Raw genomic sequence first — 26,869 nt, forward strand, 5'->3', positions numbered from 1 at the left:
TCCCCTTTATAGCTCAATCTGTATTTGAGATAAGTTCTCAGGGACAGGAAAGTTCAAAAAGGCGACGCAATCATGGCTAAAGGCTGCCACTCCCGTCAATTTATTACAGCATTTGTCTGATTAAGCCGGACGGCTGACATGTAGCTGTGCCAAGAACCATAGAAGAAAAAACGCGGAACGCACCTTCATTCGTCGGTTTTAGTTCTTTTGTGGATTTTCCGTTGCGCGGCTGACGCTGCGGCACCTCGTAGACACTGGCTGGCGCTGCAAGCGCCAGCCGCCGGCTGTCGCGCTGGCGAGTGTCATGTTTTGACTCATAAGCTAATGCAAATAAGTTATTTATTTTAAGATTCTTAGATCATTTAGTCTCTCGACATGCCGATTCCCGGTCGCCCGTCGAGGAACTTGTCCCATGAAACTGCACGCACCACTCCGCCTCCTGGCGGCCTTGTCCCTGGCCGGGGCCAGCTGGTTTGCCCAGGCCGCCGACGTGACCGTGGCCTACCAGACCACCGTCGATCCGGCGAAAGTCGCCCAGGCCGACGGTGCCTATGAAAAAGCCACGCACGCCAAGATCGACTGGCGCAAATTCGATAACGGTGCCGATATCATCGCCGCCATCGCTTCGGGCGATGTGCAGATCGGCTACCTCGGCTCGAGTCCGCTGACCGCGGCCATCACCCGCAAGGTGCCGGTGGAAACCTTCCTGATCGCCACCCAGATCGGCGCCGCCGAAGCCCTGGTGGCCCGCGATGGCTCCGGGATCAATTCGCCCCAGGATCTGATCGGCAAGAAAGTCGCCGTGCCCTTTGTTTCCACCGGGCACTACAGCCTGCTGGCCGCGCTGAAGCACTGGAACATCGATCCTTCGAAAGTGCAGATTCTCAACCTTGCGCCACCGGCCATTATTGCTGCCTGGAAACGCGGCGATATCGACGCCACCTACGTTTGGGACCCGGCCCTGGGCGTGGCCAAGGAAAACGGCAAGGTGCTGATCACTTCCGGTGAACTGGCCAAGTTCGGTGCGCCGACCTTCGACGCCTGGATCGTGCGCAAGGATTTCGCCGAGAAGCACCCGGAGATCGTCACGGCTTTCGCCAAGGTCACCCTGGATGCCTACGCCCAGTACCGCAAGGACCCACAAGCCTGGCTGGCGGACAAGGGCAATGTCGACAAGCTGGTGAAGCTCTCCGGCGCCAAGGCGTCTGACATCCCCCTGCTGCTGCAAGGCAACGTCTACCCGCTGGCGGCTGACCAGGTCAGCGTCCTCGGCAAACCGACCGCCCAGGCCATCACCGACACCGCCGCGTTCCTGAAAGAGCAGGGCAAGGTCGAAGCCGTGCTGCCGGACTACGCCCCTTATGTCAGCGCCAAGTTCATCACCAACTGATTCCGCCGAGGAGCCGCCGTCATGGCCTTGTTACAGCTGGAGCGCATCAGCGCACAGTACCCCGGCGCGGCTGAGCCGGTGCTGGCGGATATCTCCCTCAGCCTCGGCCCCCGGCAACTGCTGGTGGCCCTCGGGCCTTCGGGGAGCGGCAAGACTTCGCTGTTGAACCTGATCGCCGGTTTCGTCGAGCCGAGTGCCGGCCGCATCAGCCTCGACGGGGTGCCGGTCAAAGGTCCGAGTGCCGAGCGTGGCGTGGTATTCCAGGATGACGCCCTGTTGCCCTGGCAGGATGTGCTGGCCAACGTCGGCTTCGGCCTGGAACTGGCCGGGATGCCCCGGCCGCAGCGTGAAAGCCGCGCCCGGGAGATGCTCGCCCTGGTGGACCTGGCCGGTTTTGACAAGCGCCGGATCTGGCAACTTTCCGGCGGTCAGAAACAGCGTGTCGGCCTGGCCCGCGCCCTGGCGGCGGATCCTCGGGTCTTGCTGATGGACGAGCCGTTCGGCGCCCTCGATGCCTTTACCCGCGAACAGATGCAGGAGCTGTTGCTGCAAGTCTGGCGCCGCACCGCCAAGCCGGTGTTCCTGATTACCCACGATATAGAAGAGGCGGTTTTTCTCGCCACCGAGCTGATTCTGCTGGCGCCCGATCCGGGGCAGATCGTCGAACGCCTGAGCCTGGATTTCGGCCAGCGCTACAGCGCCGGTGAATCGGCCCGGGCGATCAAGTCCGACCCGCGTTTTATCGAAACCCGCGAGCACGTGCTGGCCCGTGTGTTCTCCCAACGCAGCGCCGCCCAGCGGCAGGAGTTCGTATGAGCAGCTATGAATTGCCGGTGACGCTGGCGAGCAAACCGAAAGTCGTGCCGGTGCGCCGCAGCCTGAGCACGCGCTGGATCAGCGTGCTGACCCTGTTGACCTTGGTCCTGCTCTGGTGGGCAGTGACCGCTGCCGGCCTCATCGAACCGTTGTTTCTGCCGCCGCCGGGCGCGGTGCTGGAAAAAGGCTGGTTGCTGGCGACCAAGGGCTACATGGATTCGACGCTGTGGCAGCACCTGGGCGCGAGCCTGGGACGCATCGGCCTGGGCCTCGGCTTTGCGGTGTTGACCGCGATTCCCGTGGGCATCGCCATCGGCCATAACCGCATCGCCCGGGGCATTTTCGATCCGCTGATCGAGTTCTACCGACCCATTCCGCCGCTGGCCTATCTGCCCCTGATCGTGATCTGGTGCGGAATCGGCGAGTTGTCGAAAGTGCTGCTGATCTACCTGGCGATTTTCGCCCCGATCGCCATCTCCACCGCCACCGGCGTACGCACCGTCGACCCGGCCAAGCTGCGGGCCGCGCAATCGCTGGGGGCCACCCGTGCCCAACTGATTCGCCATGTGATCCTGCCCAGCGCCTTGCCGGACATTCTCACCGGCGTGCGCATCGGCCTCGGTGTCGGCTGGTCGACCCTGGTGGCGGCCGAACTGATCGCCGCCACCAGCGGCCTGGGGTTCATGGTGCAGTCGGCGGCGCAGTTCCTGGTGACCGATGTGGTGGTGCTGGGGATCCTGGTGATCGCGCTGATCGCCTTTGCCATGGAGATGGGCCTGCGCGCGCTGCAACGCAAGCTGGTGCCGTGGCACGGCCAGGCTCACTGACAGCCCGCAAGGTATTGACCACGCCGACAGTCCGGCGCGTATATGAAGAGAACGATCATGAGCCTGACCATTACTCCCCTGAGCGCCGCCCTCGGCGCGCAGATCGACGGCGCTGTCTTGAACCGGCCGTTGACTGTCGAGCACCGCGATGCCATCCAGCAGGCCCTGCTCAAGTATCAGGTGCTGTTCTTCCGTAACCAGCCGTTGAATCCGCGGCAGCAGGCGACCTTCGCCGCGTATTTCGGCGATCTGCATATTCATCCGATCTACCCGAACGTACCGGAGCAACCGGAGGTATTGGTCCTCGACACGGCGGTGACCGACGTGCGCGATAATGCGATCTGGCACACCGACGTGACCTTCCTGCCGACCCCGGCGCTGGGGGCGGTGCTCAGCGCCAAGCAGCTGCCAGCGTTTGGTGGCGACACCCTGTGGGCCAGTGGCATCGCGGCGTTCGAAGCCTTGTCGGCGCCGTTGCGGCAGTTGCTGGACGGGCTGACGGCGACGCACAACTTCATCAAGTCGTTTCCTGTCGAGCGTTTCGGCAATACGCCCGAGGACCTGGCGCGCTGGGAGGAGACCCGCAGGAAGAACCCGCCGCTGTCGCATCCGGTGATCCGCACGCACCCGGTGAGCGGACGCAAGGCGTTGTTCGTCAACGAGGGTTTCACCACCCGGATCAACGAGCTGGAGGAGGCCGAGAGCGAGGCGATTCTCAAGTTGCTGTTCGCCCATGCGACGCGTCCGGAGTTCACCATTCGCTGGCGTTGGCAGGAGCATGACGTGGCATTCTGGGACAACCGCGTGACCCAGCATTACGCGGTAGACGATTACCGGCCGAACCGCCGGGTGATGCACCGGGCGACCATTCTCGGTGATGCGCCGTTCTGACCCTGTGGCTCAGAGCGGGTGTTCGCGCCTCGGCAGATACGGCGGCAAATACAGCCCCAGGTACGCATCGAACACCCGCATCCCTTCTTCGGCCATGCGCGGCGTGATCTGGTCGTGCAACTGCACCGACCGCGCATAGACCCGATCCCCCAACTCCATCGCCAAGGCGAACACATCGACTTCCTTAGGTAGCGTCGGCAATTCGAAATGTCGGATAAACAGCTTGTGCATCAGGTCGCCGAGCTCGATGTCGTGCTGGCGGTCGGCCTGGGTGACTTCGGTCAGGCCATGTTGCGCGAGGATCAGCTGCCGCGCTGCCGCATCCTCCTCGTAGATGTTCAGCATCCGCTGCTCCACCAGGCGTGACAGGTCGCGCCAGCTGGTGAGGGCCTGGTGGTCGATGGGCGCCTGCAGGGTGGCGCGAAAGGCCGCGTGGACATCGTTGGTCAGGGCTTCGAGCAGGGCCGGGACGCTGGCGAAGAAGTGATAGACCGAGGACGGCGGGATCTCGGCCCGTTCCGCCACGCTGTAGATCGACAGACTGGCCACGCCTTCGGCGGCAAGCAAGGTGCGCGCGGCGTCGAGGATCGAGTCGATCCGGGCCTGGCTGCGTGCGCGGGGTTTGCGAGCGGTGGCGGGGCGGGTCATGGGGTTCTCCGGCAAGGGCAGCGGGCATTGTACGCGAGGACGCTGGTGTGGTGTCTTGTGGCGAGCGGGCTTGCCGGGACGCCGCGCCGCCGCGTTCGGCTGCGAAGCAGTCGTAAAGCCTGTGACTGTGTTCTACCTGACACTATGAGGTCACTGACTTTGGGGCCGCTTCGCAGCCCAGCGCGGGCAAGCCCGCTCGCCACAGGTGTGGTGTCACCAAGATCAGGCTTGCTGCCACAGAGGCATAAAAAAACGCCGCAGGCGCTAGGCCGGCGGCGTTCTTCTTTATTGCCGCAACCGCTTACACGGTATGCAGGTACCAGTTGTATTCGAGGTCGGAGATGGAGTGTTCGAACTCCTCCAGTTCGCTCTCTTTACAGGCGACGAAGATATCGATGTATTTCGGATCGATGTACTTGGCCATGATCTCGCTGTCGTCCAACTCGCGCAGGGCATCGCGCAGGTTGTTCGGCAGGCTCTGCTCGTTCTGCTCGTAGCTGTTGCCTTCCACCGGAGCGCCTGGCTCGACCTTGTTGGTCAGGCCGTGGTGAATGCCGGCCAGAACGGAAGCCATCAACAGATAGGGGTTGGCATCGGCACCGGCGACCCGGTGTTCGATACGCACGGCGTCGGACGAACCGGTCGGTACGCGAATCGCCACCGTACGGTTGTCCAGGCCCCAGCACGGCGAGTTCGGCACATAGAACTGTGCGCCGAAACGCCGGTAGGAGTTGACGTTAGGGCAGAGGAAGGCCATCTGTGCCGGTAGGGTCTCGAGCACACCGCCGATCGCGTGACGCAGCGCGGCGTTCTGCTCGGGATCCTCACTGGCGAAGATGTTCTTGCCTTCCTTGTCGAGAATCGAGATATGGACGTGCAGTCCATTGCCCGCCTGGCCCGGGTAAGGCTTGGCCATGAACGTGGTGTCCATCTCATGGTCGTAGGCGATGTTCTTGATCAGGCGCTTGAGCAGTACCGCGTAGTCGCAGGCCTTGATCGGGTCGGCAACGTGGTGCAGGTTCACTTCGAACTGCGCCGGGGCACTTTCCTTGACGATGGCGTCGGCCGGGATGCCTTGCTCCTTCGCACCTTCCAGGATGTCCTGGAGGCAGTCGACATATTCGTCGAGGTCGTCGATCAGGTAGACCTGTGTCGAGTGCGGGCGTTTGCCGGATATCGGCGAGCGCGGCGGTTGTGGGCGGCCGTTCACGTTCTCCTGGTCGATCAGGTAGAACTCCAGCTCGAACGCGGCGCAGATGGTCAGGCCGAGTTCGTCGAACTTGCTCACCACTTGCCGCAGGACTTCGCGAGGATCGGCGAAGAAAGGTTCACCTTCGAGTTCGTGCATGGTCATCAGCAGTTGCGCGGTCGGGCGCTTTTGCCAAGGTTCATTGCACAGGGTGTCGGGGATCGGATAACAGATTCGGTCAGCATCGCCGATATCCAGGCCCAGGCCGGTGCTTTCCACCGTCGAGCCGTTGATATCCAGGGCAAATAGAGAGGCAGGCAGGTTGATGCCTTTCTCGTAAACCTTGTGGAGGCTGGTGCGTTCGATGCGCTTGCCGCGCACCACACCATTCATATCCGCAATTAGAAGGTCTACGTACAGAACCTCAGGATGATCCTTAAGGAACGCGTTCGCTTCGTTAAGCTGAACGGCACGCGGGGGTACCGACATGATGCAACACCTTTGTTGTTAAAAATATCAATCATTGATCTTTTCTGGTTTCAGTCAACCCGAACGGCATGCCGAAGTCAAGCGAGGCCTTTTTTGCCCTGAAAAAGCGCTCAAGGGGCTTTTTTGCGGCCTTTTGGGGCAAATTTCCGGGTCGGACGCTCTCCGGTACCGCGGGCTTGAGCGGGCCGTGTTGTATTTTTTACGGGGGTGTTGTGTAAAAAAATGAACAAGGCTAAGCTCGATTGAAACCCATAACAGCAATAATACCGGGGTGCTACATGTCTCGCCTGCCGTTGATCGGCGTTACCGCATGCTCCAAACAGATCGGTTTGCATGCTTATCACATCAGTGGCGACAAGTATGTCCGTGCTGTCGCTGTTGCCGCCAAAGGGCTGCCGCTGATTCTTCCGGCCCTGGCAGAGCTGTTTGAGCCGTCCGATATTCTCGACGGCCTGGATGGCATCCTGTTTACCGGCTCTCCGTCCAACGTCGAACCGCATTTGTACGGCGGTCCGGCCAGCGCGCCTGGCACTGCTCATGATTCTGCACGCGACCGTACCACCCTGCCGTTGATCCGCGCCGCCGTGGCCGCGGGCATTCCCGTGCTCGGTATTTGCCGAGGCTTTCAGGAAATGAACGTAGCCTTCGGCGGCAGCCTGCATCAAAAGGTTCATGAGGTTGGAACCTTCATGGATCATCGTGAGGACGAGTCCCAACCACTGGACGTGCAGTACGGTCCCGCGCATGCCATGCAGGTTCAGCCCGGTGGCATGCTGGCGGGCCTCGGGCTGCCGGCGGAGTTCCAGGTCAACTCGATTCACAGCCAGGGCGTCGACCGCCTGGCGCCGGGGTTGCGCGTCGAAGCCCGCGCCCCGGACGGCCTGATCGAGGCGGTCTCGGTCATCGAGGGCAAGACTTTTGCTTTAGGGGTGCAATGGCATCCGGAATGGCAGGTCACGAGCAACCCGGTGTACCTGGCGATCTTCCAGGCTTTTGGCGATGCCTGTCGAAAGCGGGCTTTACAACGCGACGCCGATGCGTCCAGGAACGCCTGACCGATAATAGACGTCAGGAAACCCAACCCAGAGGCTCTTATGAGTAACAACCTCGACCAGCTCACCGATTGGTTGAAAGACCACAAGATCACAGAAGTCGAATGCATGATTGCCGACCTCACCGGCATCACCCGGGGCAAGATCTCGCCGACCAACAAGTTCATTGCCGAGAAAGGCATGCGTCTGCCGGAGAGTGTGCTGTTGCAGACCGTGACCGGCGACTACGTCGAAGACGACATCTATTACGAACTGCTCGACCCGGCCGACATCGACATGATCTGCCGTCCCGACTGCAACGCGGTGTACCTGGTGCCCTGGGCCATCGAGCCGACCGCCCAGGTGATCCACGACACCTACGACAAGCAGGGCAACCCCATCGAGCTATCGCCGCGCAACGTGCTCAAGAAGGTCCTGGCACTCTATGCCGACAAGGGCTGGCAGCCGATCGTGGCGCCGGAAATGGAGTTCTACCTGACCAAGCGCAGTGACGACCCGGACTACCCGTTGCAGCCGCCGATCGGCCGTTCCGGGCGCCCGGAAACCGGTCGGCAGTCCTTCTCCATTGAAGCGGCCAACGAATTCGACCCGCTGTTCGAAGACGTCTACGACTGGTGCGAACTGCAGGAGCTGGACCTCGACACGCTGATCCACGAGGACGGCACGGCGCAGATGGAAATCAACTTCCGGCATGGCGACGCGCTGTCCCTGGCCGACCAGATCCTGGTGTTCAAACGCACCATGCGCGAAGCGGCGCTCAAGCATGACGTGGCGGCCACCTTCATGGCCAAACCCATGACCGGCGAGCCGGGCAGCGCCATGCACCTGCACCAGAGCATCATTGACATCGAGACCGGCAAGAACGTCTTCTCCAATGAAGACGGGAGCATGAGCCAACTGTTCCTGCACCACATCGGCGGCCTGCAGAAGCTGATCCCCGAGTTGTTGCCGTTGTTCGCGCCGAACGTCAACTCGTTCCGCCGCTTCCTGCCGGACACCTCGGCGCCGGTGAACGTCGAATGGGGTGAAGAAAACCGCACCGTCGGCCTGCGGGTCCCGGATGCCGGCCCGCAGAACCGCCGGGTGGAAAACCGCCTGCCGGGCGCCGACGCCAACCCCTACCTGGCGATTGCTGCAAGCCTGCTGTGTGGCTACATCGGTATGGTCGAGGGGCTCAATCCGAGTGCGCCGGTGGTCGGTCGTGGTTACGAGCGGCGCAACCTGCGCCTGCCGCTGACCATCGAGGACGCCCTGGAACGGATGGAAAACAGCAAGACCATCGAGAAATACCTGGGCAAGAAATTCATCACAGGCTACGTCGCGGTCAAGCGGGCCGAGCATGAAAACTTCAAGCGCGTCATCAGTTCGTGGGAGCGGGAATTCCTGCTTTTCGCCGTCTGATGTGCCGGGCGCGGGTCATGACGACCGCGCCGCTACTGGAATCTAGGAGAAGCGTATGACCAGCAACAACCCGCAAACCCGTGAATGGCAAGACCTCAGTCGCGATCACCACCTGGCGCCCTTCAGCGACTTCAAGCAATTGAAAGTGAAAGGCCCGCGCATTATCACCCACGCCAAGGGTGTTTACCTCTGGGACAGCGAAGGCCACCAGATCCTCGACGGCATGGCCGGTCTCTGGTGCGTGGCCATCGGTTACGGGCGCGATGAGCTGGCCGATGCCGCCAGCAAGCAGATGCGCGAGCTGCCTTATTACAACCTGTTCTTCCAGACCGCCCACCCACCGGTGCTGGAGCTGGCCAAGGTCATCTCCGAGATCGCACCCGCGGGCATGAACCACGTGTTCTTCACCGGTTCCGGCTCCGAAGGCAACGACACCATGCTGCGTATGGTCCGCCACTATTGGGCGATCAAGGGCCAGCCGAACAAGAAGGTCATCATCAGTCGCAAGAACGGCTATCACGGTTCCACCGTGGCCGGCGCGAGCCTGGGTGGCATGACCTATATGCACGAACAGGGCGACTTGCCGATCCCGGGCATCGTCCACATTCCGCAGCCGTACTGGTTCGCCGAAGGCGGCGACATGAGCCCGGAAGAATTCGGGGTCTGGGCGGCCAACCAGTTGGAAGAAAAGATCCTCGAACTGGGTGTCGACAACGTCGGTGCCTTTATCGCCGAGCCGATCCAGGGCGCGGGCGGGGTGATCGTGCCGCCGGACAGCTACTGGCCGCGTATCAAGGAAATCCTCGCCAAGTACGACATCCTCTTCGTCGCCGACGAAGTGATCTGTGGTTTCGGCCGCACCGGTGAGTGGTTCGGCAGCGATTTCTACGGCCTCAAGCCGGACATGATGACCATCGCCAAGGGCCTGACCTCCGGCTACATCCCCATGGGCGGCCTGATCGTGCGTGACGAAGTGGTCGCGGTGCTCAACGAAGGCGGTGATTTCAACCACGGCTTCACCTATTCCGGGCATCCGGTGGCTGCCGCCGTGGCCCTGGAAAACATCCGCATCCTGCGCGAAGAAAAAATTATCGAGCGCGTGCACAGCGAAACGGCACCCTATTTGCAGAAACGTCTGCGGGAACTGAACGATCACCCGTTGGTGGGTGAAGTTCGCGGTGTGGGCCTGTTGGGCGCCATCGAACTGGTCAAGGACAAGGCCACCCGTGCGCGGTATGAAGGTAAAGGCGTCGGCATGATCTGCCGGCAGTTCTGCTTCGATAATGGACTGATCATGCGTGCCGTCGGCGACACCATGATCATTGCGCCGCCACTGGTGATCAGCAAAACCGAGATCGACGAGTTGGTGGCCAAGGCACGCAAGTGCCTGGATCTGACCCTGAGTGCGTTGCAGGGCTAAGTGCTAGGCTCTGAGCCGGAAGTACGGTGTAGGTGCTTTCGCTCAGAGCAATCAGAAAGGGTGGTCTTTTCTTGAAAGGCTACCTTGGATCTTGCCAGACTAGCCTCACTGTTTCGAGTTGCCCGGGAATCGGCCGCCGAACAGCGGGTTAAAAAGAATAAATTGGAGCATGACGCATGAAGGCATTAGGTAAGAACGTAGCCGGCAAGACTCTCCTCGCCCTGTCGTTGGCGGGTGTCATGGCCGGTGCCGCTCACGCGGACGACAAGGTGCTGCACGTTTACAACTGGTCCGACTACATCGCGCCGGACACCGTGGCCAACTTTGAAAAAGAGTCTGGCATCAAGGTGGTTTACGACGTCTTTGACAGTAACGAAACCCTGGAAGCCAAGTTGCTGGCCGGTAAGTCCGGTTACGATATCGTTGTGCCATCCAACAACTTCCTGGCCAAGCAGATCAAGGCCGGTGTCTACCAGGAGTTGGACAAGTCGAAACTGTCCAACTACGGCAACCTGAACCAGTCGCTGCTCAAGGCCGTCTCGGTCAGCGACCCGGGCAACAAACACGCCTTCCCGTACATGTGGGGTTCGATCGGCATCGGCTACAACCCGGAGAAGGTCAAGGCCGCGCTGGGCGTGGACAAGATCGACTCCTGGGATTCGGTCCTCAAGCCGGAGAACCTGGCCAAGCTCAAGAGCTGCGGTGTGAGCTTCCTCGATTCGCCGACCGAAATGCTGCCGGTGGCCCTGCATTACCTGGGCCTACCGACCGACACCCAGAAAAAGGACGATCTGAAGAAAGCCGAAGACCTGTTCCTCAAACTGCGTCCGTCGATTTCCTACTTCCACTCGTCCAAGTACATCTCTGACCTGGCCAACGGCAACATCTGCGTCGCCATCGGTTATTCGGGTGATGTCCAGCAGGCCAAGGCCCGCGCCGCCGAAGCCGGTGACAAGGTCAAAGTCGCCTACAGCATTCCGAAAGAAGGGGCTGGCAGCTTCTACGACATGGTGTCTATCCCTAAAGATGCGGAAAACACCGAAGCGGCCTACAAGTTCATGAACTACCTGCTCAAGCCGGAAGTCATGGCGGCGATCACCGACAGCGTGCGTTTCCCTAACGGTAACGAGAAGGCGACCGCGCTGGTCGACAAGAGCATCACCAGCGACCCGGGCATCTACCCGCCAGCGGATGTGCAGGCCAAGCTGTATGCCATCGCCGACTTGCCGGCGGCGACCCAGCGCGAGATGACTCGCAGCTGGACCAAGATCAAATCGGGTAAATAAGTCGATTTGAGACAACTCCCGGGAGCTGCGCGGCCTTTGGCAGCTCCCGCGGATTGAATGTGTCGTGAATTGCATCAGCGGAAAACTTTGCTGGATCGGTTTATCGAGGGTAAGTTGCGCGCCGGTTTTGTTGCCGGGCTATTTATCAGCCTCGTGGCACGGGCAACTCAGGCCCAACTGTTTTAGAGGACCTCCACTTGTCTATTTGTTTCTTTCGCAAAGCCATGCTGGCGGGCGCGGCGCTGACCCTGGCGGTCAGTGTGCAAGCGGCGCCGACCGTGCATGTTTATAACTGGTCGGATTATATCGGGCAGACCACCCTGGCGGATTTCCAGAAGGCCACCGGCATTGTGCCGGTCTATGATGTCTTCGATTCCAATGAAACCCTGGAAGGCAAGTTGCTGGCCGGGCACACCGGCTATGACGTGGTAGTGCCGTCCAACCATTTCCTCGGCAAGCAGATCAAGGCGGGTGCGTTCCAGAAGCTCGACAAGGCGCAGTTGCCCAACTATGTGAACCTCGACCCGGCGTTGATGAAACGCCTGGAAAAGAACGACCCGGGCAACCAGTACGCCGTGCCTTATCTGTGGGGCACCAATGGCATCGGCTATAACGTCGAGAAGGTCAAGGCGGCGTTGGGCGTGGACAAGATCGACTCCTGGGCGGTGCTGTTCGAGCCGGAGAACCTCAAGAAACTCTCCAGCTGTGGCGTGGCGTTCCTCGATTCCGCCGATGAAATGCTGCCGGCGGTGCTCAACTATATGGGCCTGAGCCCCAACAGCACCAACGAAAAAGACTACAAACTGGCCGAAGAGAAGCTGATGAAGGTCCGGCCCTACATCACCTACTTCCACTCCGCCAAATACATCTCCGACCTGGCCAACGGCGAGATCTGCGTGGCGGCCGGATTCTCCGGCGATATCTTCCAGGCCAGGAAGCGCGCCGAAGAAGCCAAGAAAGGCGTGAACATCGCCTATGTGATTCCCAAGGAAGGCGGCAACCTCTGGTTCGACATGCTGGCGATTCCCAAGGACGCCGGCAACGTCAAGGAGGCTCACGCCTTTATCAATTATCTGCTGCAACCTGAAGCGATTGCCCAGGTCAGCGATTATGTCGGTTATGCCAACCCGAACCCAAAGGCTGGCGCTCTGATGGATCAGTCCGTGCGTACCGACGAAGCGGTTTACCCACCGCAAGCCGTAGTGGACAAGCTTTACGTCAATGCTGAGCTACCCCCGAAAATCCAACGTTTGATGACCCGCAGCTGGACCAAGGTCAAGTCGGGCAAGTAATGCCCGTGGGTCGAACCATCCAAAGCCGGGTCACCCAGGTCCGGCGGCTAAATCTTGTTGGGAGTTTTACAAATGGCAGTTGCCTCCGGCGCCTATAAGAAAGCCCTCGAGGGCGACCAGATACCTAAACAGGTGCTGGTCAAGATCGACAGGGTCACGAAGAAGTTCGATGAGACGATTGCCGTGGACGATGTGTCCCTGGAAATCAAGAAGGGCGAGATCTTCGCCTTGCTCGGCGGATCGGGTTCGGGTAAGTCCACCTTGCTGCGCATGCTGGCCGGTTTCGAGCGCCCGACCGAAGGTCGGATTTACCTCGACGGTGTCGACATCACCGACCTGCCGCCCTATGAGCGGCCGATCAACATGATGTTCCAGTCCTATGCCTTGTTCCCGCATATGACCGTGGCGCAGAACATCGCCTTCGGCCTGCAACAGGACAAGATCCCCAAGGCCGAGATTGACGCCCGCGTGGCCGAAATGCTCAAGCTGGTGCAGATGAGCCAGTACGCCAAGCGCAAGCCGCACCAGCTTTCCGGCGGCCAGCGCCAGCGCGTGGCCCTGGCCCGTTCCCTGGCCAAGCGGCCGAAGCTGTTGTTGCTCGACGAGCCCATGGGTGCTTTGGACAAGAAGCTGCGCTCGCAAATGCAGCTTGAGCTTGTCGAGATCATCGAGCGCGTCGGCGTGACCTGCGTCATGGTGACCCACGATCAGGAAGAGGCCATGACCATGGCCGAGCGGATCGCCATCATGCACCTGGGCTGGATCGCCCAGATCGGCAGCCCGATCGACATCTACGAAACCCCGACCAGCCGCCTGGTCTGCGAGTTCATCGGCAACGTCAACATCTTCGAGGGTGAAGTAGTGGACGATGCCGAAGGTTACGCGCGGATCGCCAGCCCGGAGCTGGAGCGCGACATCTACGTCGGCCACGGTGTCACCACCTCGGTCCAGGACAAGCGTGTCACCTACGCGATTCGCCCGGAAAAACTGCTGGTGACCCCGGTGCCGCCGACCTGCGAATACAACTGGTCGCGCGGCAAGGTCCACGACATCGCCTACCTGGGCGGCCACTCGGTGTTCTACGTCGAGTTGCCTTGCGGCAAGCTGGTGCAATCGTTCGTCGCCAACGCCGAACGCCAGGGCCAGCGTCCGACCTGGGGCGATGAAGTCTACGTCTGGTGGGAAGACGACAGCGGCGTGGTACTTCGCTCATGAAACTCAAGTCACTGGTGAAACGAATAACCCCCAGTGGCCGTCATGCGGTCATCGGGATTCCCTTCCTCTGGTTGTTCCTGTTCTTCATGCTGCCGTTCTTCATCGTCCTGAAGATCAGCTTCGCCGAAGCGGACGTGGCGATTCCGCCGTATACCCAGATCTACAGCTTCGTCGAACAGAAACTGCAGATCATCCTCAACCTCGGCAACTACACCATGCTGGGGGACGACGACCTGTACCTGGCGGCCTACCTCGGCTCGTTGAAGATGGCCTTCTTCAGCACCCTGCTGTGCCTGCTGATCGGTTATCCGATGGCCTACGCCATTGCCAGCGCGCGCAAGGAATTGCAGACCGTGCTGGTGCTGCTGATCATGATGCCGACCTGGACCGCGATCCTGATCCGCGTCTACGCCTGGATGGGCATTCTCAGCAACAACGGGTTGTTGAACGCGTTCCTGATGTGGATCGGGTTGATCAATGAGCCGCTGCAGATCCTCAATACCAACCTCGCGGTCTATATCGGGGTGGTGTATTCATATCTGCCGTTCATGATCCTGCCGCTCTACGCCAACCTGGTGAAGCACGACCAGAGCCTGCTGGAAGCGGCCTCGGACCTGGGTTCGAGTACCTTCAACAGCTTCTGGAAGATCACCGTGCCGCTGTCGAAGAACGGCATCATCGCCGGCTGCATGCTGGTGTTCATCCCGGTGGTGGGTGAGTTCGTGATCCCCGAGCTGCTCGGCGGTCCGGAAACCCTGATGATCGGTAAAGTGCTGTGGCAAGAATTCTTCAACAACCGTGACTGGCCGGTGGCGTCCGCGCTGGCCGTGGTGATGCTGGCGATCCTGATTGTGCCGATCATTCTGTTCAACCGTAGTCAGGCCAAAGAAATGGAGGGCAAGGAATGAAGCGCTTCAGTTTTTCCAACCTGATGCTGGTGCTGGGTCTGCTGTTCATCTACCTGCCGATGCTGATCCTGGTGATCTACTCGTTCAACGCCTCGAAGCTGGTGACGGTGTGGGGCGGCTGGTCGGTGAAGTGGTACGTGGGTTTGTTGGACAACACCCAACTGATGGGCTCGGTGGCCCGTTCGCTGGAAATCGCCTGCTACACTGCGGTGGCCGCGGTGGCGCTGGGGACCCTGGCGGCGTTCGTCCTGACCCGGGTCACCCGCTTCAAGGGCCGCACGCTGTTCGGCGGCCTGGTGACGGCGCCGTTGGTGATGCCGGAAGTGATCACCGGCCTGTCGCTGTTGCTACTGTTCGTGGCCATGGCACAGTTGATCGGCTGGCCCCAGGAACGTGGCATCGTCACCATCTGGATCGCCCACACGACCTTCTGCGCGGCCTATGTGGCGGTGGTGGTATCGGCGCGCCTGCGTGAACTGGACCTGTCCATCGAAGAGGCGGCCATGGACCTGGGCGCCAAGCCGTGGAAGGTGTTCTTCCTGATCACCATCCCGATGATCGCGCCGTCGCTGGCGGCGGGGGGCATGATGTCCTTCGCGTTGTCCCTGGACGACCTGGTTCTGGCCAGCTTCGTTTCCGGGCCGGGTTCGACCACCTTGCCGATGGAAGTGTTCTCGGCGGTGCGCCTGGGCGTGAAGCCGGAGATCAACGCGGTGGCCAGCCTGATTCTGTTGGCGGTGTCGTTGGTGACCTTCCTGGTCTGGTACTTCAGCCGTCAGGCCGAAGAGCGCCGCAAGAAAGCCATCCAGCTGGCCATCGAGGAAGGCGCGGCGGATTCCTGGAAACAGCCGGATGTGCGTCGGGCACGGGTGGCGGAGACTGCGTAGGTCCGCAAGGGCTTCGCGGCGGTGCGGTTTCCCGACAAGCACCGCCGCGAAGAGGCGCTCAATACCGCCGACAACTCCGTGCGCCAGCCATGATGTTCCCGGGGCTTATTCAGCCCAAGGCGAACGCCGGATCACCTCGACGAAATTCATCGGCTTGAAGGTCGCATCCTGGTCCTTCAGCACATCGGTCTTGACGTTGCCGAAGGTGGTCAACGGACGATGGCGCAGGCCCTCGGCAAATGCGCAGATGATGCACTCCTTGAACCCTTCCCCGCGTGGATGCGCATGCACCACCGCTTCGCGCTGGGCGCTTGGAAAGGCCGCGTAATCCATCCCCAGCACATCCATCTCGACCCCGGCCGTGACCAATGCCACCGTCGGCCGCAGATGCTGCGGCACCCCCGGCGTGGTGTGCAGGGCGATCGACAGCCAGACCTGCTCGATATCGTCATCCGACAGTCCATAAGGCTGCATGAACACCTTGGCGGCATTGGCACCGTCGACTTCGAAACGCTCGTCATCGCTGCGGTGACCTTCCACCAGGCCGAGGTCGTGGAACATCGCGCCGACGTACAACAGCTCCGGATCGTAGGCCAGTTGCTTGCGTTCGCCACTCAGGGCGCCGAACAGGAAGACCCGCCTTGAGTGGTGGTAGAGCAGGTCGCTTTCGACGTCGCGGATGTATTCGGTGGTGGCCTTGGCCAGGGCGCTGTCGGGGATCTTGATGCCAGCAATACTGTTGCTCATGTCGAGATTTCCTTGGGGGAGCGCGCGGTTGGCGCCGATGGGTTCAGTCTGGCGCCGGGGCGGGATGGCAACAATCGACACAAGGTGACGAATCCAGCCATTCGGGGCGGGTTCCGTGCCAGCGTGTGCGCGTGATGGAAGCGGCTGTCGCATCGACTGGAGGCTTGCGTTACCGTAAGGTCGACCCTGATAGGGTCTGGTGTTGGAAGCGAAATCTCGAAATCACTGTGTCCCCTGCAGGAGCAGGGCTTGCCGGCTCCCAGGGGATCGCGTTCAACCTTGGTCGATTGGCAGCGAGGCCCGCCCTATGACCCGAACCCTTGCCGTTGTGGTGTTCCCCGGCGTCCAGGCCCTGGATATCTGCGGACCCATGGACGTCTTTGCCGAAGCCAACGACTTCCTGCCTCCTGAGGCCCGGTACCGACTGGAAGTGATCGGCGTCGAGCGCGGCTGGCTGGCCTGCTCCAACGGCCTGGCGATCCAGGCGCATCGGCATTTCAGCGAGGCCACGGAACGTTATGACCTGTTGCTGTGTGCTGGCGGGCCAAGTTTGCCCGGGCTGGATTTCGGCGATGCCTTCCATGCCTGGCTGCGTGGGGCCTGCGCCCGTTCCGGGTGCTTCGGTTCGATCTGCAACGGCGCCTTCATGCTGGCCCGGGCCGGATTGCTCGACGGGCGCACGCTGACCACCCACTGGAGCGATGCGTCGGCGTTGGCGGCGTTGTGCCCGGCCGCGCGGGTCGAGGCCGATCGTTTGTATGTGCAGGACGACCGGCTGTTCACCTCGGCGGGGGTGACGGCGGGGATCGACCTGTCGTTGTACCTGCTGTCGCGGGATCACGGTGCGCAGGTGGCGTTGAAAGTGGCCAAGCGGCTGGTGGTATTCACCCAGCGTTCCGGTGGGCAGTCGCAGTTCAGTCCGTACCTGGCACCCCATGCCGAGGCGTCGTCACCGGTGGCCCTGGTGCAGCAGTATGTGCTGGCGCACCTGACCGGGGACTTGAGCATTGCCGAGTTGGCGCGGGCGGCGAACATGAGTGCGCGGAATTTTTCCCGGGTGTTTGCCCGCGAGACCCAGGTGACGCCGGCGGAGTTTGTCGAGCGGGCCAGGGTGGACGCGGCGCGGGTGATGCTGGAAAGCGGCGGTGCGCCGTTGAAGAGCGTGGCTTACGAGTGTGGTTTTCGTGATGCACATCATATGCGCAGTGTGTTTCAGCGACGGCTGGGGGTGACGCCGCAGCAGTTCCGGCGGCATTTTGCCGGGTTGCTGTGAGTCAGGTGCTCGGCTTCAAGCATCGAAAGCCTCAGGACTTCAGGCTGTCGTAAGCCTCCAGCGCATGCAGCGAGTAGATATAGGCCGCACCGGCATTCAGAGAAATCGCCGTGGCCAGGGCGGCGGCAACTTCTTCGCGGGTCGCCCCGGCCTTGATCGCCGCGTCGGTATGCGCACCGATGCAACCGTCGCAACGGGTGGTAATCGCCACGGCGATGGAAATCAGCTCGCGGGTCTTGGCATCCAGCACATTGTTTTCCGCTGCGGCTTCACCCAGCTTCATATACGCCTGGACCATCTTCGGATTGGATTTGCCCAAGGCGCCAAAGGCATTCTTGAGGGTGGGCAGCAGTTCGGACCAATTGAGAAACATAGTGGTAACTCCTGAAAGGGTAAGGTTAGAGTGGCTTGGCAACGCGCTCAGTTTCCCTTGTCAGATGTCGTCACTTTTGTTCGATTCACTCAAGGTTTTGTCCAAAAGGCGCAAATGAATTCGATCGATAAACTCATCGGCCTTGCTGGGGTCCGCGGCTGCCTCGACCTGCGTTGCCAGTTGCAGGGCGACTGGGCCATGGATCACGCGCAGGAGGGCGTCGGGGTGGCGCCTTATCACCTGGTGCTGTCCGGCGACTGCCTGGCCGAATTGCCGGATGGCCGCTCGTTGCGCCTGCATGCCGGCGATATCCTGGTGCTGCCCGGCGGCGGCAGTCACCTGTTGCGCAGCCAGGGGCAACGGGTGCCGCCGACGGCGATGCGGATCAGTCGTGACGGTCTGTTGCCGGTGCATCGTGTCGGCACCGACCAGGCCGACCTGGACCTTCTCTGTGGCCGCTTCCACTACCAGCGCGAGTCGATGTTGTTCGCCGCGTTGCCGGAGTATTTGTTGATTTCCGGCCGGGAGTTGCAGGCCAACGGCCAGTTGGCGGCGCTGGTGAGCTTGCTGCGGGTAGAGGCCGATGGCGCTCAGGCCGGGGCGCGGTTTCTGGTGGATGCGTTGTCGTCGGCGTTGTTCACGCTGATCCTGCGGGCGTATCTACAGCAGCACCAGCCCGCTGGCGGGACGCTCGCGTTGCTGGCCGACAAGCGCCTGAGGCGGGCCTGGCAGGCCATGCTCGACGAGCCGGCCCATGAGTGGACCATCGACGCACTGGCCGCGTTGGCGAACATGTCACGGGCGACCTTTATGCGTGCATTCGCCGCGGTGGCCGGGGCGTCGCCCTGGGTGCTGCTGACGCAGGTGCGGATGGAGCTGGCGTACAGCTTGCTGAGTCATTCGCACCTGGGCCTGAGCGATATCGCCGTCCAGGTCGGCTACCAATCCCAGGCGGCATTCAGCAAGAAGTTCAAGGAGATCTATGGTCAGGCGCCAGGGCGTCTTCGCCGGGCTGCAAGCTGAACCGCAGCTTGGTGTGGTAGGGATGCTTGTCCTTGAGGCTTTTTGAAGTCGGACGCGATTTTATGGCGAACGGGCTGGTCGGGACGCCGCATCGCCGATCCCGGCTGCGAAGCAGCCGCAAACCGAGCGCCGCTGTCTACCTGATGCACCGGACTCGCCGGTTTCAGGGCCGCTTCGCGCCCCAGCGCGGGAAAGCCCGCTCGCCACAAAACCGCGCCTGGCTCCGGATTTCCTAAACCCAATGTCCTCAGGCAAACCAGCCTGCCACCGACAATCATCACTTACCCGGCAGCAGCTTCAGGACACTGCGGGTATTGGCCGACACCTCCACCTCATCCAGGCGCACCTGCTCATAGCCGCCTTCGATATAGGTCTCGGCCTGGTCGTCGTAATACTTGTCGAACAACACCCCGCTTTGTCCCACCGGGTTGATGGTCAGGCTGTGCTCCGGGTCGGCGAAGTCGATAAGGCGGCGGGTCGACGGTCCGTTGCTCACCGCCCATGGCGCCGGGCCGATCTTCGCCGACAGATTGTTCGGTACTTCATGACTGCCCGGTGCATCGAACGGCCCGACATTGAACAATCGGTCCAGCGGCTTCTGCCGACCCAGCGGATGCTCATGGGTCAGGGTGTGGGCCTTGCCCCATACCCAGCCGCCCGGGTCGTCGCCATAGAGCCCCTTGAGGTGGGCGATGCTCGCTTGCCAGGCGGTTTTCACCGTCTCGGCGCGGCTCTTGCCCCACCACGGCGAATGCTCGTCGGCTGCCAGCCGCGGCAGGGCGGCGTCGACCACGCGGGTGCTCAGCAGTGCATTGAAATAGTTATCGCCGAGCTTGTCGTGCATCGCCGCATAGGTCAGGTCATAGAGGAACTGACTGAACAGCGTGGCGCTGGTGGAACTCATCGGGTAGTCACCCTTCCACTGAGCCAACTGCTCCACCAGTTTCAGCTCCGCCGGGTCCTTCACCACTTCACGCAGCACCGGCAGCAGCGGTTTGAGCAGGCGTGGGCCGTAGTCGGTGGTGGTGCCCAGTTGCAGTTTCTGGCTGTTTTCCAGGCCCCAGCGCACGCTGTTGTCGCTCAGTTGCCGGTTCAACTGCTGGCCGCGATCGGGCAGGTTGTAGTAACCGGGAATCTCCATGCCGGTGGGCGACACCGGCTGGGCATTGGCCGAGACGATATAGCCGCGCGCCGGGTTCTCTTCCTGGGGGTTGGCGCTGAACGGGTAGAAGCCGTCCTTGTCGGCCTCGCCGGTGCTGCCGTCGAGGATAAAGCCCGGATTGACCCCGGCCGGGCGCTTGGGCAGCAGCGCCGCCGCCCACCAGCCGATATCGCCCTTGGCGTTGGCCCAGACCACGTTGAGGCCCGGGGCCTGGATCTTCGACGTGGCCGTACGGGCTTTTTCCAGGGTATCGGCGCGGTTGAGCTCGTAGAAGGCGTCGAGGATCGGGTCCGGGGTCTCGAGAAAGGCCCACCACATCGCGATCGGTTTGGTGCCAGCGTTGGCGCCCAGGGCATCATTGACGATCGGGCCGTGGGGCGAGCGGCGCAGGGTGACGGTGACGGGTGCCTGGCCCTTGACGGCGATCTGCTGCTGGCTGCTGGTCATCTCGACCCACTGGCCGTGGTACCAGACCTGGTTGGGATTGTCCGGGTTGACCTTCTCGGCGACCAGATCGAGGTCGTCGTTCTGGAACATGGTCAGGCTCCAGCCGAACGCCTGGTTATTGCCCAGGAAAGCGAAGGGCACCAGCGCCTGATGATAGCCATACAGCTCGAAGTTCGGCGCCGAGAGATGCGCTTCGTACCAGACCGACGGTGTCGAGAAATGGATATGCGGATCGCCCGCCAGCAGCGGCTTGCCGCTTTTGGTCCGGCTGCCGGAGACCACCCAGGCATTGCTGCCTTCGAACTGCGGCAGGCCGGCGTGCTCCAGGGCCTGGTCGCTCAATTGGGCGAGCGCGCCAAGGCTCTTCCAGTCGGCGTCGGCCAGGGGCGCCGGAGTGCCGAATGCGCCCTGGGGACGCCATTGCAGGTCGAAGACCTTCAGGTAGTCGGCGCCGAGTTGGTCGCGCACATAGGTCAGCAGCGGTTCGGTGCGAAAGGCCGCGGCGAAGCTGTAGGCCAGGTAGCCGGCGATGCTGATGGTGTCTTCGGCGCTGAACGGCCGCTTGTCGATGCCCAGGAGGTCGAACTCCACGGGTTTGGCATGGCCCGCCTGATACTGGTTGATGCCGTCCAGGTAGGCTTGCAGGGCCTTCCAGCCGGGGGACTGCTTGTCGAGCTGGGCGACGTACTGGTCGGCCCGTTCACGGATGCGCAGGCCACGGAACAGTTTGTCGGTGTCCACCAGCTTGGGCCCGAGCACCTCGGCCAGCTCGCCACGGGCCAGGCGGCGCATGATTTCCATCTGGAACAGCCGGTCCTGGGCCTGCACGTAACCCAGGGCGCGGTACAGGTCGGCGTCGTTTTCGGCGCGGATATGCGGCACGCCACGGTCGTCGTAGCGCACCGTGACCGGCCCTTGCAGGTTCTGCAGCGTGACCTGGCCCTGACGCATCGGCTGCTTGCTCTGGACGTACCACAGGCCACCCCCGGCAATGGCGGCGATCAGGACGGCGAGAACGGTCAGGCTGCGTTTCATGCATGAATCCTTGTGGCTACCGGGACTGGGCCGGGAAGGTTTAGCACAGGAGAGTATGGGGATACATCGGCCGAAGGGGCGATTACTGTAAAAAGTCCGGTTCGCCGTAGGGGCTGCATTTTTTTGGCGCAGAATGCATGACCAATGTGGGAGCGGAGCTTGCCCGCGAAGAGGATCGTGAGACCGCTAAAAGCTTCGCGGGCAAGCACCGCTCCCACATGTACACCGCTCCTACAGGGGATCGTGTGGGGGCGACAGCCATGGGCAATAGCAGCCCACCGCCATGTTATGGGTGGCATTCACCGCGCGCCCTTCGCTCAGCGCCTGCAGGATCGGTTCGATAAAGCTGTTGCCGGAATTGCAGGTGGCACCCTGGCTGTAGGGGCCGAAGTAGGCCAGCTTGCCGGCACGGTCCCAGATCGCCACCGCTGGGCTGACCGTCAGGTGCTCGGCCCCCGGCACGCCGGGCAGCGCCTTGATCGCACTCAAGGTGGCCGGCAACTGGCCGTGGGTCCCGGGTTTCTGCACCGAGTAGAACTCGACGCCCAGCGGCGCGAAGCGTTCGATCAACTCCCCGAGGTGCTGCTGGTTACCGACGTTGCACGGGCAGGCCGGGTCCCAGAAGTGCACCAGGCGGATCGGCCCCGGCCCGGCCAGTTCCGCCGGCAGGCTGAGGCTGTCGCCGGCGAACAGCGCGGTCTGCTCGCTGAAGGCGCGGATATAGCGACCTTGGAACCAGTCATAGGCGAACCACAGCGCCGTCGTGCAAACCACGGCGAGCAGGCCGGCGAGTAATGTCTTGTGACGCATCTGGAGCATGCTGATTCGGTCCTCGAAGGTCGCGTAGCTTGCCATGCCTGCCCTGACAGATGAATATCGCAGGTCTGTAAAACGCCTTTGGCGTTGCCGTGCCTTTACCTGGAAAGCCTATGCCCGCCACCTTTGCCGCCGATTCCCTGCGTTCCAGCCTGCGACCCTTGGCCGCGGCGCAGCCGTTGTCGGAAGAGGCCCGAGCCTATCAGCGTTTCTATGGTCTCGACCTGCCCCAGTGCAGTTCGCCGGTCATCAGCCGGTTGGGGCGCTTCAGCAGCGGCGCTTACGAACTGGTGAGCCAGCTCTGGTTGCCGGCCAAACCCGTGGCGACGCTGTTCCTGTTCCACGGTTTCTACGATCACATGGGCCTGTTCCGCCATGTCGTCGACTGGGCGCTGGACCAGGGCTTCGCGGTGATTGCCTGCGATCTGCCGGGCCATGGCCTGTCCAGCGGCGAGCGGGCCAGCATCGACGACTTCGCCCGGTATCAGCAGGCGTTGCAAGACCTGTTCAGCGAGGCCCGCACCCTCGATCTGCCGCAACCCTGGCACCTGTTCGGCCAGAGCACTGGCGGGGCGATCGTCATCGACCACCTGCTCAAGCACGGCAATGGCAGCCCGGCCCAGGGCCAGGTGATCCTGCTCTCGCCGCTGATACGGCCGCGGGCCTGGGGCTGGTCGAAGTTCAGTTATTACCTGCTCAAGCCTTTCGTCAAAGGCATTGCCCGACGTTTCAGCGAGAACACCAACGACCCGGCGTTCATGCCGTTCCTGCAGGCCGACCCGCTGCAACCGCAACGCCTGCCGACCGCCTGGGTCGGGGCCCTGGCCCGCTGGATCCCCGGAATCGAGTCCGCGGCGAAAAGCCCGCGCCGACCGCTGATCGTACAAGGCGAGGCTGACATGACCGTCGACTGGACGCATAACCTCGACGTGCTGCGCGCCAAGTTCGACCATCCCGAGGTGCTGATGCTACCTGGTGCCCGGCACCATCTGGCCAATGAAATCCCGGCCTATCGCGAGCACTATTTCCGTTTCCTCAGCGAGTGCCTGCAGCCATGACCCAAGAGCCCGCCATGACCGAGCGCCTGCCGCAACGCGCTGACTACCGCCACTTCCAGCCGATCATCACGCGCTGGCACGACAACGACGTCTACGGCCACGTCAACAACGTCACCTACTACAGCTTTTTCGACACGGCGGTGAACACCTACCTGATCGAACAGGGTGGCCTGGATATCCATGACGGCGAAGTCGTCGGCTTCGTGGTCAGTTCGGCCTGCGACTACTTCGCCTCGATCGCCTTTCCCGAACGCATCGAGATCGGCCTGCGGGTCGGCAAGCTGGGCAACAGCTCGGTGCAATACGAACTGGCGGTGTTCAAGGCCGGCGAGGCCGACGCCTGCGCGGCCGGGCGTTTTGTCCACGTGTTCGTCGATCGCGCCACGAACCAGCCGGTGAGCATCCCCGCCACGTTGCGCGAGGCGCTTCAGTCGTTGAGCTGAATGATCCCTTCGCGCACCGCGAACAGCACCAGCCCGGCAATATCGTGAATCCGCAGCCGGTGCATGATCTGCGAGCGATGTGCTTCCACGGTCTTGACGCTCAGGCCGAGCCCGACCGCGATGGAGCGGGTGCTCTCACCGCGGGCGATCAGCCTGAGGATTTCCAGTTGTCGTGCCGTCAACGCGACCTGGTTGGCGCGGATCGGCTGGCTATGAGCCTGGCGTACGGCCTGGTCGACCACCAGCGGCACCACGGCCGAGGACAGGTACTGGCCGCCGTGGCGCAAAGCCTTGAGCGCCAGCTCCAGCTCCAGCACCGTGGCGTTTTTCAGCAGATAGCCGTGGGCCCCCAGTTGCAGGCACTTCATCACGAAGTGGCTGTCGGTGTGCATCGACAGCATCAGCACCTTGCTGCGCGGCGCGCGCAGCGACAGCTCCTTGAGCGCCGCCACGCTGTTCATGCGCTCCATGGACATGTCCAACAACACGATGTCGGGCTTGAGCCGCGAGGCCAGCTCGATCGCCGCCTGGCCATCGCCCGCTTCGCCGACGATTTCGTATTCTTGTTGTTTTTCCAGCAGTGCCTTTATGCCCGCGCGAAACAGCGGGTAATCGTCGGCAAGCAGTATTCGACAAAGCATAAGCTCAAGCCCAATGACGCAAAGGGAAGGGCGCAGCCGCCTTGGCGGGCTGCGGTGGTTTATGTCGGGTTCAAGGGCCGGAACCTTGTATCTGGACACTGAACGAAACAACGCGTCCACCGATGGCTAGAGCCGGCTGACTGGCGGGCCGTCGAGTGCCTTTCCGGCATGTGTTGAACAATGACAATCTCCGGACCGTCAGGTGATAACTGCCGAGCCGGATGGTCACACGGCCTTTGTGCCGAGCGAAGAAGTCGACGCCGGGGCGCAGGCACAGCGGCGGCTTCATAGGCGTTCGTAGACTGCGGGGTTGAGCAGCCGCACGGGCAGGTCGAAGCCATGGATGCTTTCCGCATGACCGATGAACAGCAACCCGCCGGGACGCAATTGGTTGACCAAGCGTTGCACGGTGCGCCGTTTTTCGTCGTTGTTGAAATAAATCAGGACATTGCGCAGGAAGATCACATCGAACAACCCCAGGTCATCGGGCAGCGGCTGGACGAGGTTGATCTCCCGGAGGCTGACCCGTTCGCGCAGAGCGGCCTGGACCCGGAAGCGCCCGTTCATCTCGCCACTGAGGCAGTGGCGGTGTAGCCAGCCCTGGGGAAAGTACTTGGCCTGGGCCATGTCGTAGCTAGCGTCGCGGGCCTTCTGCAGCATGCGCAGGCTCAGGTCGCTGGCGAGGACCGACCAGTCGCCGCTGCACATATGCTCCTGGGCGACCATGGCCAGGCTATAGGGTTCTTCGCCGGAAGAGCAGGCCGCGCTCCAGAGTTTCAGCGGACCTTTCCGACCGGCCAGCCACTCGCCGAGATAGTCGAAGTGCGGATGCTCACGGAAGAAATAGGTTTCTTGGGTGGTCAACAGATCCACCACCAGCCTCCGCTCCTTGAGGTTCATCTGCTGGTCGAGCAGGTGCAGGTAGTCGGCGTAGCTGTCGAGCCGGTAATGGCGCAGGCGTGTCATCAGGCGCCCGGCCACCAGCGGTCTTTTGTTCGGCGCCAGGACGATACCCGAGGCGTCGGCCATGAACTTTTGCAAGCAGCGGAATTCGCTGTCGTTGAGCGGGGGCTGTGTGAGCTCGCTGGACATCTCAGCGGCCCAGGGCTTCGAACAGCTTGGCGGGCAACGGCTCCAGGTGCGCTTTGTCGGCGCCTGGCACACTGAGAAAGCCCTGCGGGAGCAGATTCCATGGTTCGCCACTGAGCATCGATCAGTCCTCGTTCGGGGCGGCGGGGTACAGCGATTCCAGGTTCAGCAGGGACAGCAGTTCATGCACCCTGGGCGAGACCCGCGACACGGTGGTCGGCTGGTCGATGGACGACAGGGCCCGCTGGATCGCCAGGAGCAATTGCGCACCGGCGCTGTCCAGTTGGTTCAGGTCGCCCAGGTCCAGTTGCCAGGGGCCTGCCGGCAGCGGTAGTAGGCTGAGCAGTTGGTCGCGCGCCCTGCTGACCTCATACAGGGTCAGGTCGCCGGTCACGTGCAGTTGCGCAAGGGTATCGTCCTTGGCAGGTGTCAGCGAGAACATGGCGTGGTCATCCCAACAGCGGTTCGAGCCGGTGCGCGAGGTCGGTCTCGTTGCTATCGGGCACTGGCGCAAGGGGCGGGACTGGTGCAACGATCGAACGCTGTGTGGCACGCAGGGCGGGGGTGGCCACCGTGACAATGACCGGACCTGCTCCAGTGAGAAGGGACTGATTGAAGAACTGCCCGGCAGTACTTAACTCGATACCTGACCCGACGCCAAGATAGATCCGCATCTCCTGCTTCCATTGCATAGTTCAAGGTCGGCGGATCATATCGGTAGCATATTGATATCAATATCGGGATAACCCTTAATCCGAAGGGACGAACGGCCCGGTTTTCGGGGACGCGGCCGAGCTTTGAAACGGATCGTCAGGCGAGGTATTTGACCATCATGCAACAGCCACGCTGGCTGCTGAAAGAATGGTGCAAAGGCTCTAGTCGGCGGCTTCTAGGAATTAGGCTTAAGGTTCGCCAGCAGAAAAGATGTAATGGAATGTAACTCCTCCTGCCATGAGCACCACGAACCCTGTAGGAGCCGCCTTGCCTTGAGCCATGCATCGTTCTTGCGCCCGCCATCGCTGGCAAGCCGGCTCCTACAGGGTGTATGTGT

General features: G+C 62.0%; 25 protein-coding genes. 16 read left to right on the plus strand and 9 right to left on the minus strand.

All coding sequences use genetic code 11. The features are described from left to right. The first annotated feature begins 412 nt into the window (after positions 1–412). From tauA to tauD, 4 genes are read left to right on the plus strand one after another with little or no spacing between them, the layout of a single operon-like run. Complete coding sequence (gene tauA / locus M5B96_RS17425) at positions 413–1,390, plus strand: taurine ABC transporter substrate-binding protein (protein WP_248797973.1); 978 nt, start codon at positions 413–415, stop codon at positions 1,388–1,390. A 21-nt stretch (positions 1,391–1,411) separates the two neighbouring features. After that, the gene (gene tauB / locus M5B96_RS17430) at positions 1,412–2,206 is read left to right on the plus strand and encodes a taurine ABC transporter ATP-binding subunit (protein ID WP_248797974.1); all 795 of its coding nucleotides are present in this window, start codon (positions 1,412–1,414) and stop codon (positions 2,204–2,206) included. Beyond that, a complete protein-coding gene (gene tauC / locus M5B96_RS17435) occupies positions 2,203–3,033 on the plus strand; it encodes a taurine ABC transporter permease TauC (protein ID WP_248797975.1) in 831 nt (276 codons plus the stop codon). The genes tauB and tauC overlap by 4 nt, the downstream gene beginning before the upstream one ends. Before the next feature lie 57 nt (positions 3,034–3,090). Further along, entirely contained in the window at positions 3,091–3,924 is an 834-nt protein-coding gene (gene tauD / locus M5B96_RS17440) for a taurine dioxygenase (RefSeq protein WP_248797976.1), read from the plus strand. 9 nt (positions 3,925–3,933) lie between these two features. On the opposite strand, the gene M5B96_RS17445 is transcribed toward tauD, so the two are convergent. Next, entirely contained in the window at positions 3,934–4,572 is a 639-nt protein-coding gene (locus M5B96_RS17445; RefSeq protein WP_152741674.1) for a TetR/AcrR family transcriptional regulator, read from the minus strand. Between the two features lie 301 nt (positions 4,573–4,873). Next, positions 4,874–6,250, minus strand: a complete 1,377-nt coding sequence (locus M5B96_RS17450; RefSeq protein WP_100942583.1) for a glutamine synthetase family protein — start codon at positions 6,248–6,250, stop codon at positions 4,874–4,876. A 278-nt stretch (positions 6,251–6,528) separates the two neighbouring features. On the opposite strand from M5B96_RS17450, the gene M5B96_RS17455 reads away from it, so the two are divergent. From M5B96_RS17455 to M5B96_RS17490, 8 genes are all read left to right on the plus strand, one after another. Then, the gene (locus M5B96_RS17455) at positions 6,529–7,305 is read left to right on the plus strand and encodes a gamma-glutamyl-gamma-aminobutyrate hydrolase family protein (protein ID WP_248797977.1); all 777 of its coding nucleotides are present in this window, start codon (positions 6,529–6,531) and stop codon (positions 7,303–7,305) included. Positions 7,306–7,344: 39 nt separating this feature from the next. Beyond that, positions 7,345–8,703 (plus strand): glutamine synthetase family protein, encoded by a 1,359-nt coding sequence (locus tag M5B96_RS17460; RefSeq protein ID WP_248797978.1) that lies wholly within the window; start codon positions 7,345–7,347, stop codon positions 8,701–8,703. 55 nt (positions 8,704–8,758) lie between these two features. Further along, positions 8,759–10,123, plus strand: coding sequence for an aspartate aminotransferase family protein (locus tag M5B96_RS17465; protein WP_248797979.1), 1,365 nt, complete (start codon positions 8,759–8,761; stop codon positions 10,121–10,123). A gap of 176 nt (positions 10,124–10,299) precedes the next feature. Next, entirely contained in the window at positions 10,300–11,409 is a 1,110-nt protein-coding gene (locus tag M5B96_RS17470; RefSeq protein WP_248797980.1) for a polyamine ABC transporter substrate-binding protein, read from the plus strand. Positions 11,410–11,606: 197 nt separating this feature from the next. Continuing rightward, complete coding sequence (locus M5B96_RS17475) at positions 11,607–12,701, plus strand: polyamine ABC transporter substrate-binding protein (protein ID WP_318654846.1); 1,095 nt, start codon at positions 11,607–11,609, stop codon at positions 12,699–12,701. 72 nt (positions 12,702–12,773) lie between these two features. Further along, positions 12,774–13,916, plus strand: a complete 1,143-nt coding sequence (locus M5B96_RS17480; protein ID WP_248797981.1) for an ABC transporter ATP-binding protein — start codon at positions 12,774–12,776, stop codon at positions 13,914–13,916. After that, complete coding sequence (locus M5B96_RS17485) at positions 13,913–14,824, plus strand: ABC transporter permease subunit (RefSeq protein ID WP_248797982.1); 912 nt, start codon at positions 13,913–13,915, stop codon at positions 14,822–14,824. Before M5B96_RS17480 ends, M5B96_RS17485 begins: the two co-directional genes overlap by 4 nt. Next, the gene (locus M5B96_RS17490) at positions 14,821–15,711 is read left to right on the plus strand and encodes an ABC transporter permease subunit (RefSeq protein ID WP_248797983.1); all 891 of its coding nucleotides are present in this window, start codon (positions 14,821–14,823) and stop codon (positions 15,709–15,711) included. Before M5B96_RS17485 ends, M5B96_RS17490 begins: the two co-directional genes overlap by 4 nt. A 105-nt stretch (positions 15,712–15,816) precedes the next feature. Here the strand turns inward: M5B96_RS17490 and M5B96_RS17495 are convergent, their stop codons facing one another. Then, positions 15,817–16,458: an HD domain-containing protein gene (locus tag M5B96_RS17495; RefSeq protein WP_248797984.1), complete on the minus strand. Its 642-nt coding sequence runs from the start codon at positions 16,456–16,458 to the stop codon at positions 15,817–15,819. A 307-nt stretch (positions 16,459–16,765) separates the two neighbouring features. Here M5B96_RS17495 and M5B96_RS17500 point away from each other — a divergent pair, with 307 nt between their 5' ends. After that, entirely contained in the window at positions 16,766–17,731 is a 966-nt protein-coding gene (locus M5B96_RS17500; protein ID WP_248797985.1) for a GlxA family transcriptional regulator, read from the plus strand. Positions 17,732–17,762: 31 nt separating this feature from the next. Here M5B96_RS17500 and M5B96_RS17505 read toward each other — a convergent pair whose 3' ends face one another. Then, on the minus strand, positions 17,763–18,104 hold the full coding sequence (locus tag M5B96_RS17505; RefSeq protein ID WP_248797986.1) for a carboxymuconolactone decarboxylase family protein: 342 nt from the start codon (positions 18,102–18,104) through the stop codon (positions 17,763–17,765). Positions 18,105–18,218: 114 nt separating this feature from the next. On the opposite strand from M5B96_RS17505, the gene M5B96_RS17510 reads away from it, so the two are divergent. Next, positions 18,219–19,127 carry an AraC family transcriptional regulator gene (locus M5B96_RS17510; protein WP_248797987.1) on the plus strand — a complete coding sequence of 303 codons (909 nt, stop codon included), beginning with the start codon at positions 18,219–18,221 and terminating at the stop codon, positions 19,125–19,127. A 277-nt stretch (positions 19,128–19,404) separates the two neighbouring features. On the opposite strand, the gene M5B96_RS17515 is transcribed toward M5B96_RS17510, so the two are convergent. Then, the gene (locus M5B96_RS17515; RefSeq protein WP_248797988.1) at positions 19,405–21,771 is read right to left on the minus strand and encodes a penicillin acylase family protein; all 2,367 of its coding nucleotides are present in this window, start codon (positions 21,769–21,771) and stop codon (positions 19,405–19,407) included. Between the two features lie 231 nt (positions 21,772–22,002). Beyond that, the gene (locus tag M5B96_RS17520; RefSeq protein ID WP_248797989.1) at positions 22,003–22,590 is read right to left on the minus strand and encodes a DUF6436 domain-containing protein; all 588 of its coding nucleotides are present in this window, start codon (positions 22,588–22,590) and stop codon (positions 22,003–22,005) included. Between the two features lie 110 nt (positions 22,591–22,700). Between M5B96_RS17520 and M5B96_RS17525 the strand changes: the two genes are divergently transcribed. Continuing rightward, positions 22,701–23,645, plus strand: coding sequence for an alpha/beta hydrolase (locus M5B96_RS17525; RefSeq protein ID WP_248797990.1), 945 nt, complete (start codon positions 22,701–22,703; stop codon positions 23,643–23,645). 14 nt (positions 23,646–23,659) lie between these two features. Further along, positions 23,660–24,088 (plus strand): acyl-CoA thioesterase, encoded by a 429-nt coding sequence (locus M5B96_RS17530; RefSeq protein ID WP_248798111.1) that lies wholly within the window; start codon positions 23,660–23,662, stop codon positions 24,086–24,088. Here M5B96_RS17530 and M5B96_RS17535 read toward each other — a convergent pair. The 3 genes from M5B96_RS17535 to M5B96_RS17545 form a co-directional block, all read right to left on the minus strand. After that, the gene (locus tag M5B96_RS17535) at positions 24,073–24,729 is read right to left on the minus strand and encodes a response regulator transcription factor (protein ID WP_248797991.1); all 657 of its coding nucleotides are present in this window, start codon (positions 24,727–24,729) and stop codon (positions 24,073–24,075) included. The genes M5B96_RS17530 and M5B96_RS17535 overlap by 16 nt on opposite strands. Positions 24,730–25,014: 285 nt before the next feature. Next, on the minus strand, positions 25,015–25,821 hold the full coding sequence (locus M5B96_RS17540; protein WP_248797992.1) for a CheR family methyltransferase: 807 nt from the start codon (positions 25,819–25,821) through the stop codon (positions 25,015–25,017). A gap of 121 nt (positions 25,822–25,942) precedes the next feature. Next, on the minus strand, positions 25,943–26,260 hold the full coding sequence (locus M5B96_RS17545; protein WP_248797993.1) for a lipid asymmetry maintenance protein MlaB: 318 nt from the start codon (positions 26,258–26,260) through the stop codon (positions 25,943–25,945). Between the last annotated feature and the right edge of the window lie 609 nt (positions 26,261–26,869).

This window comes from Pseudomonas sp. MWU13-2105, from assembly GCF_023242315.1.
GTDB lineage: Bacteria > Pseudomonadota > Gammaproteobacteria > Pseudomonadales > Pseudomonadaceae > Aquipseudomonas.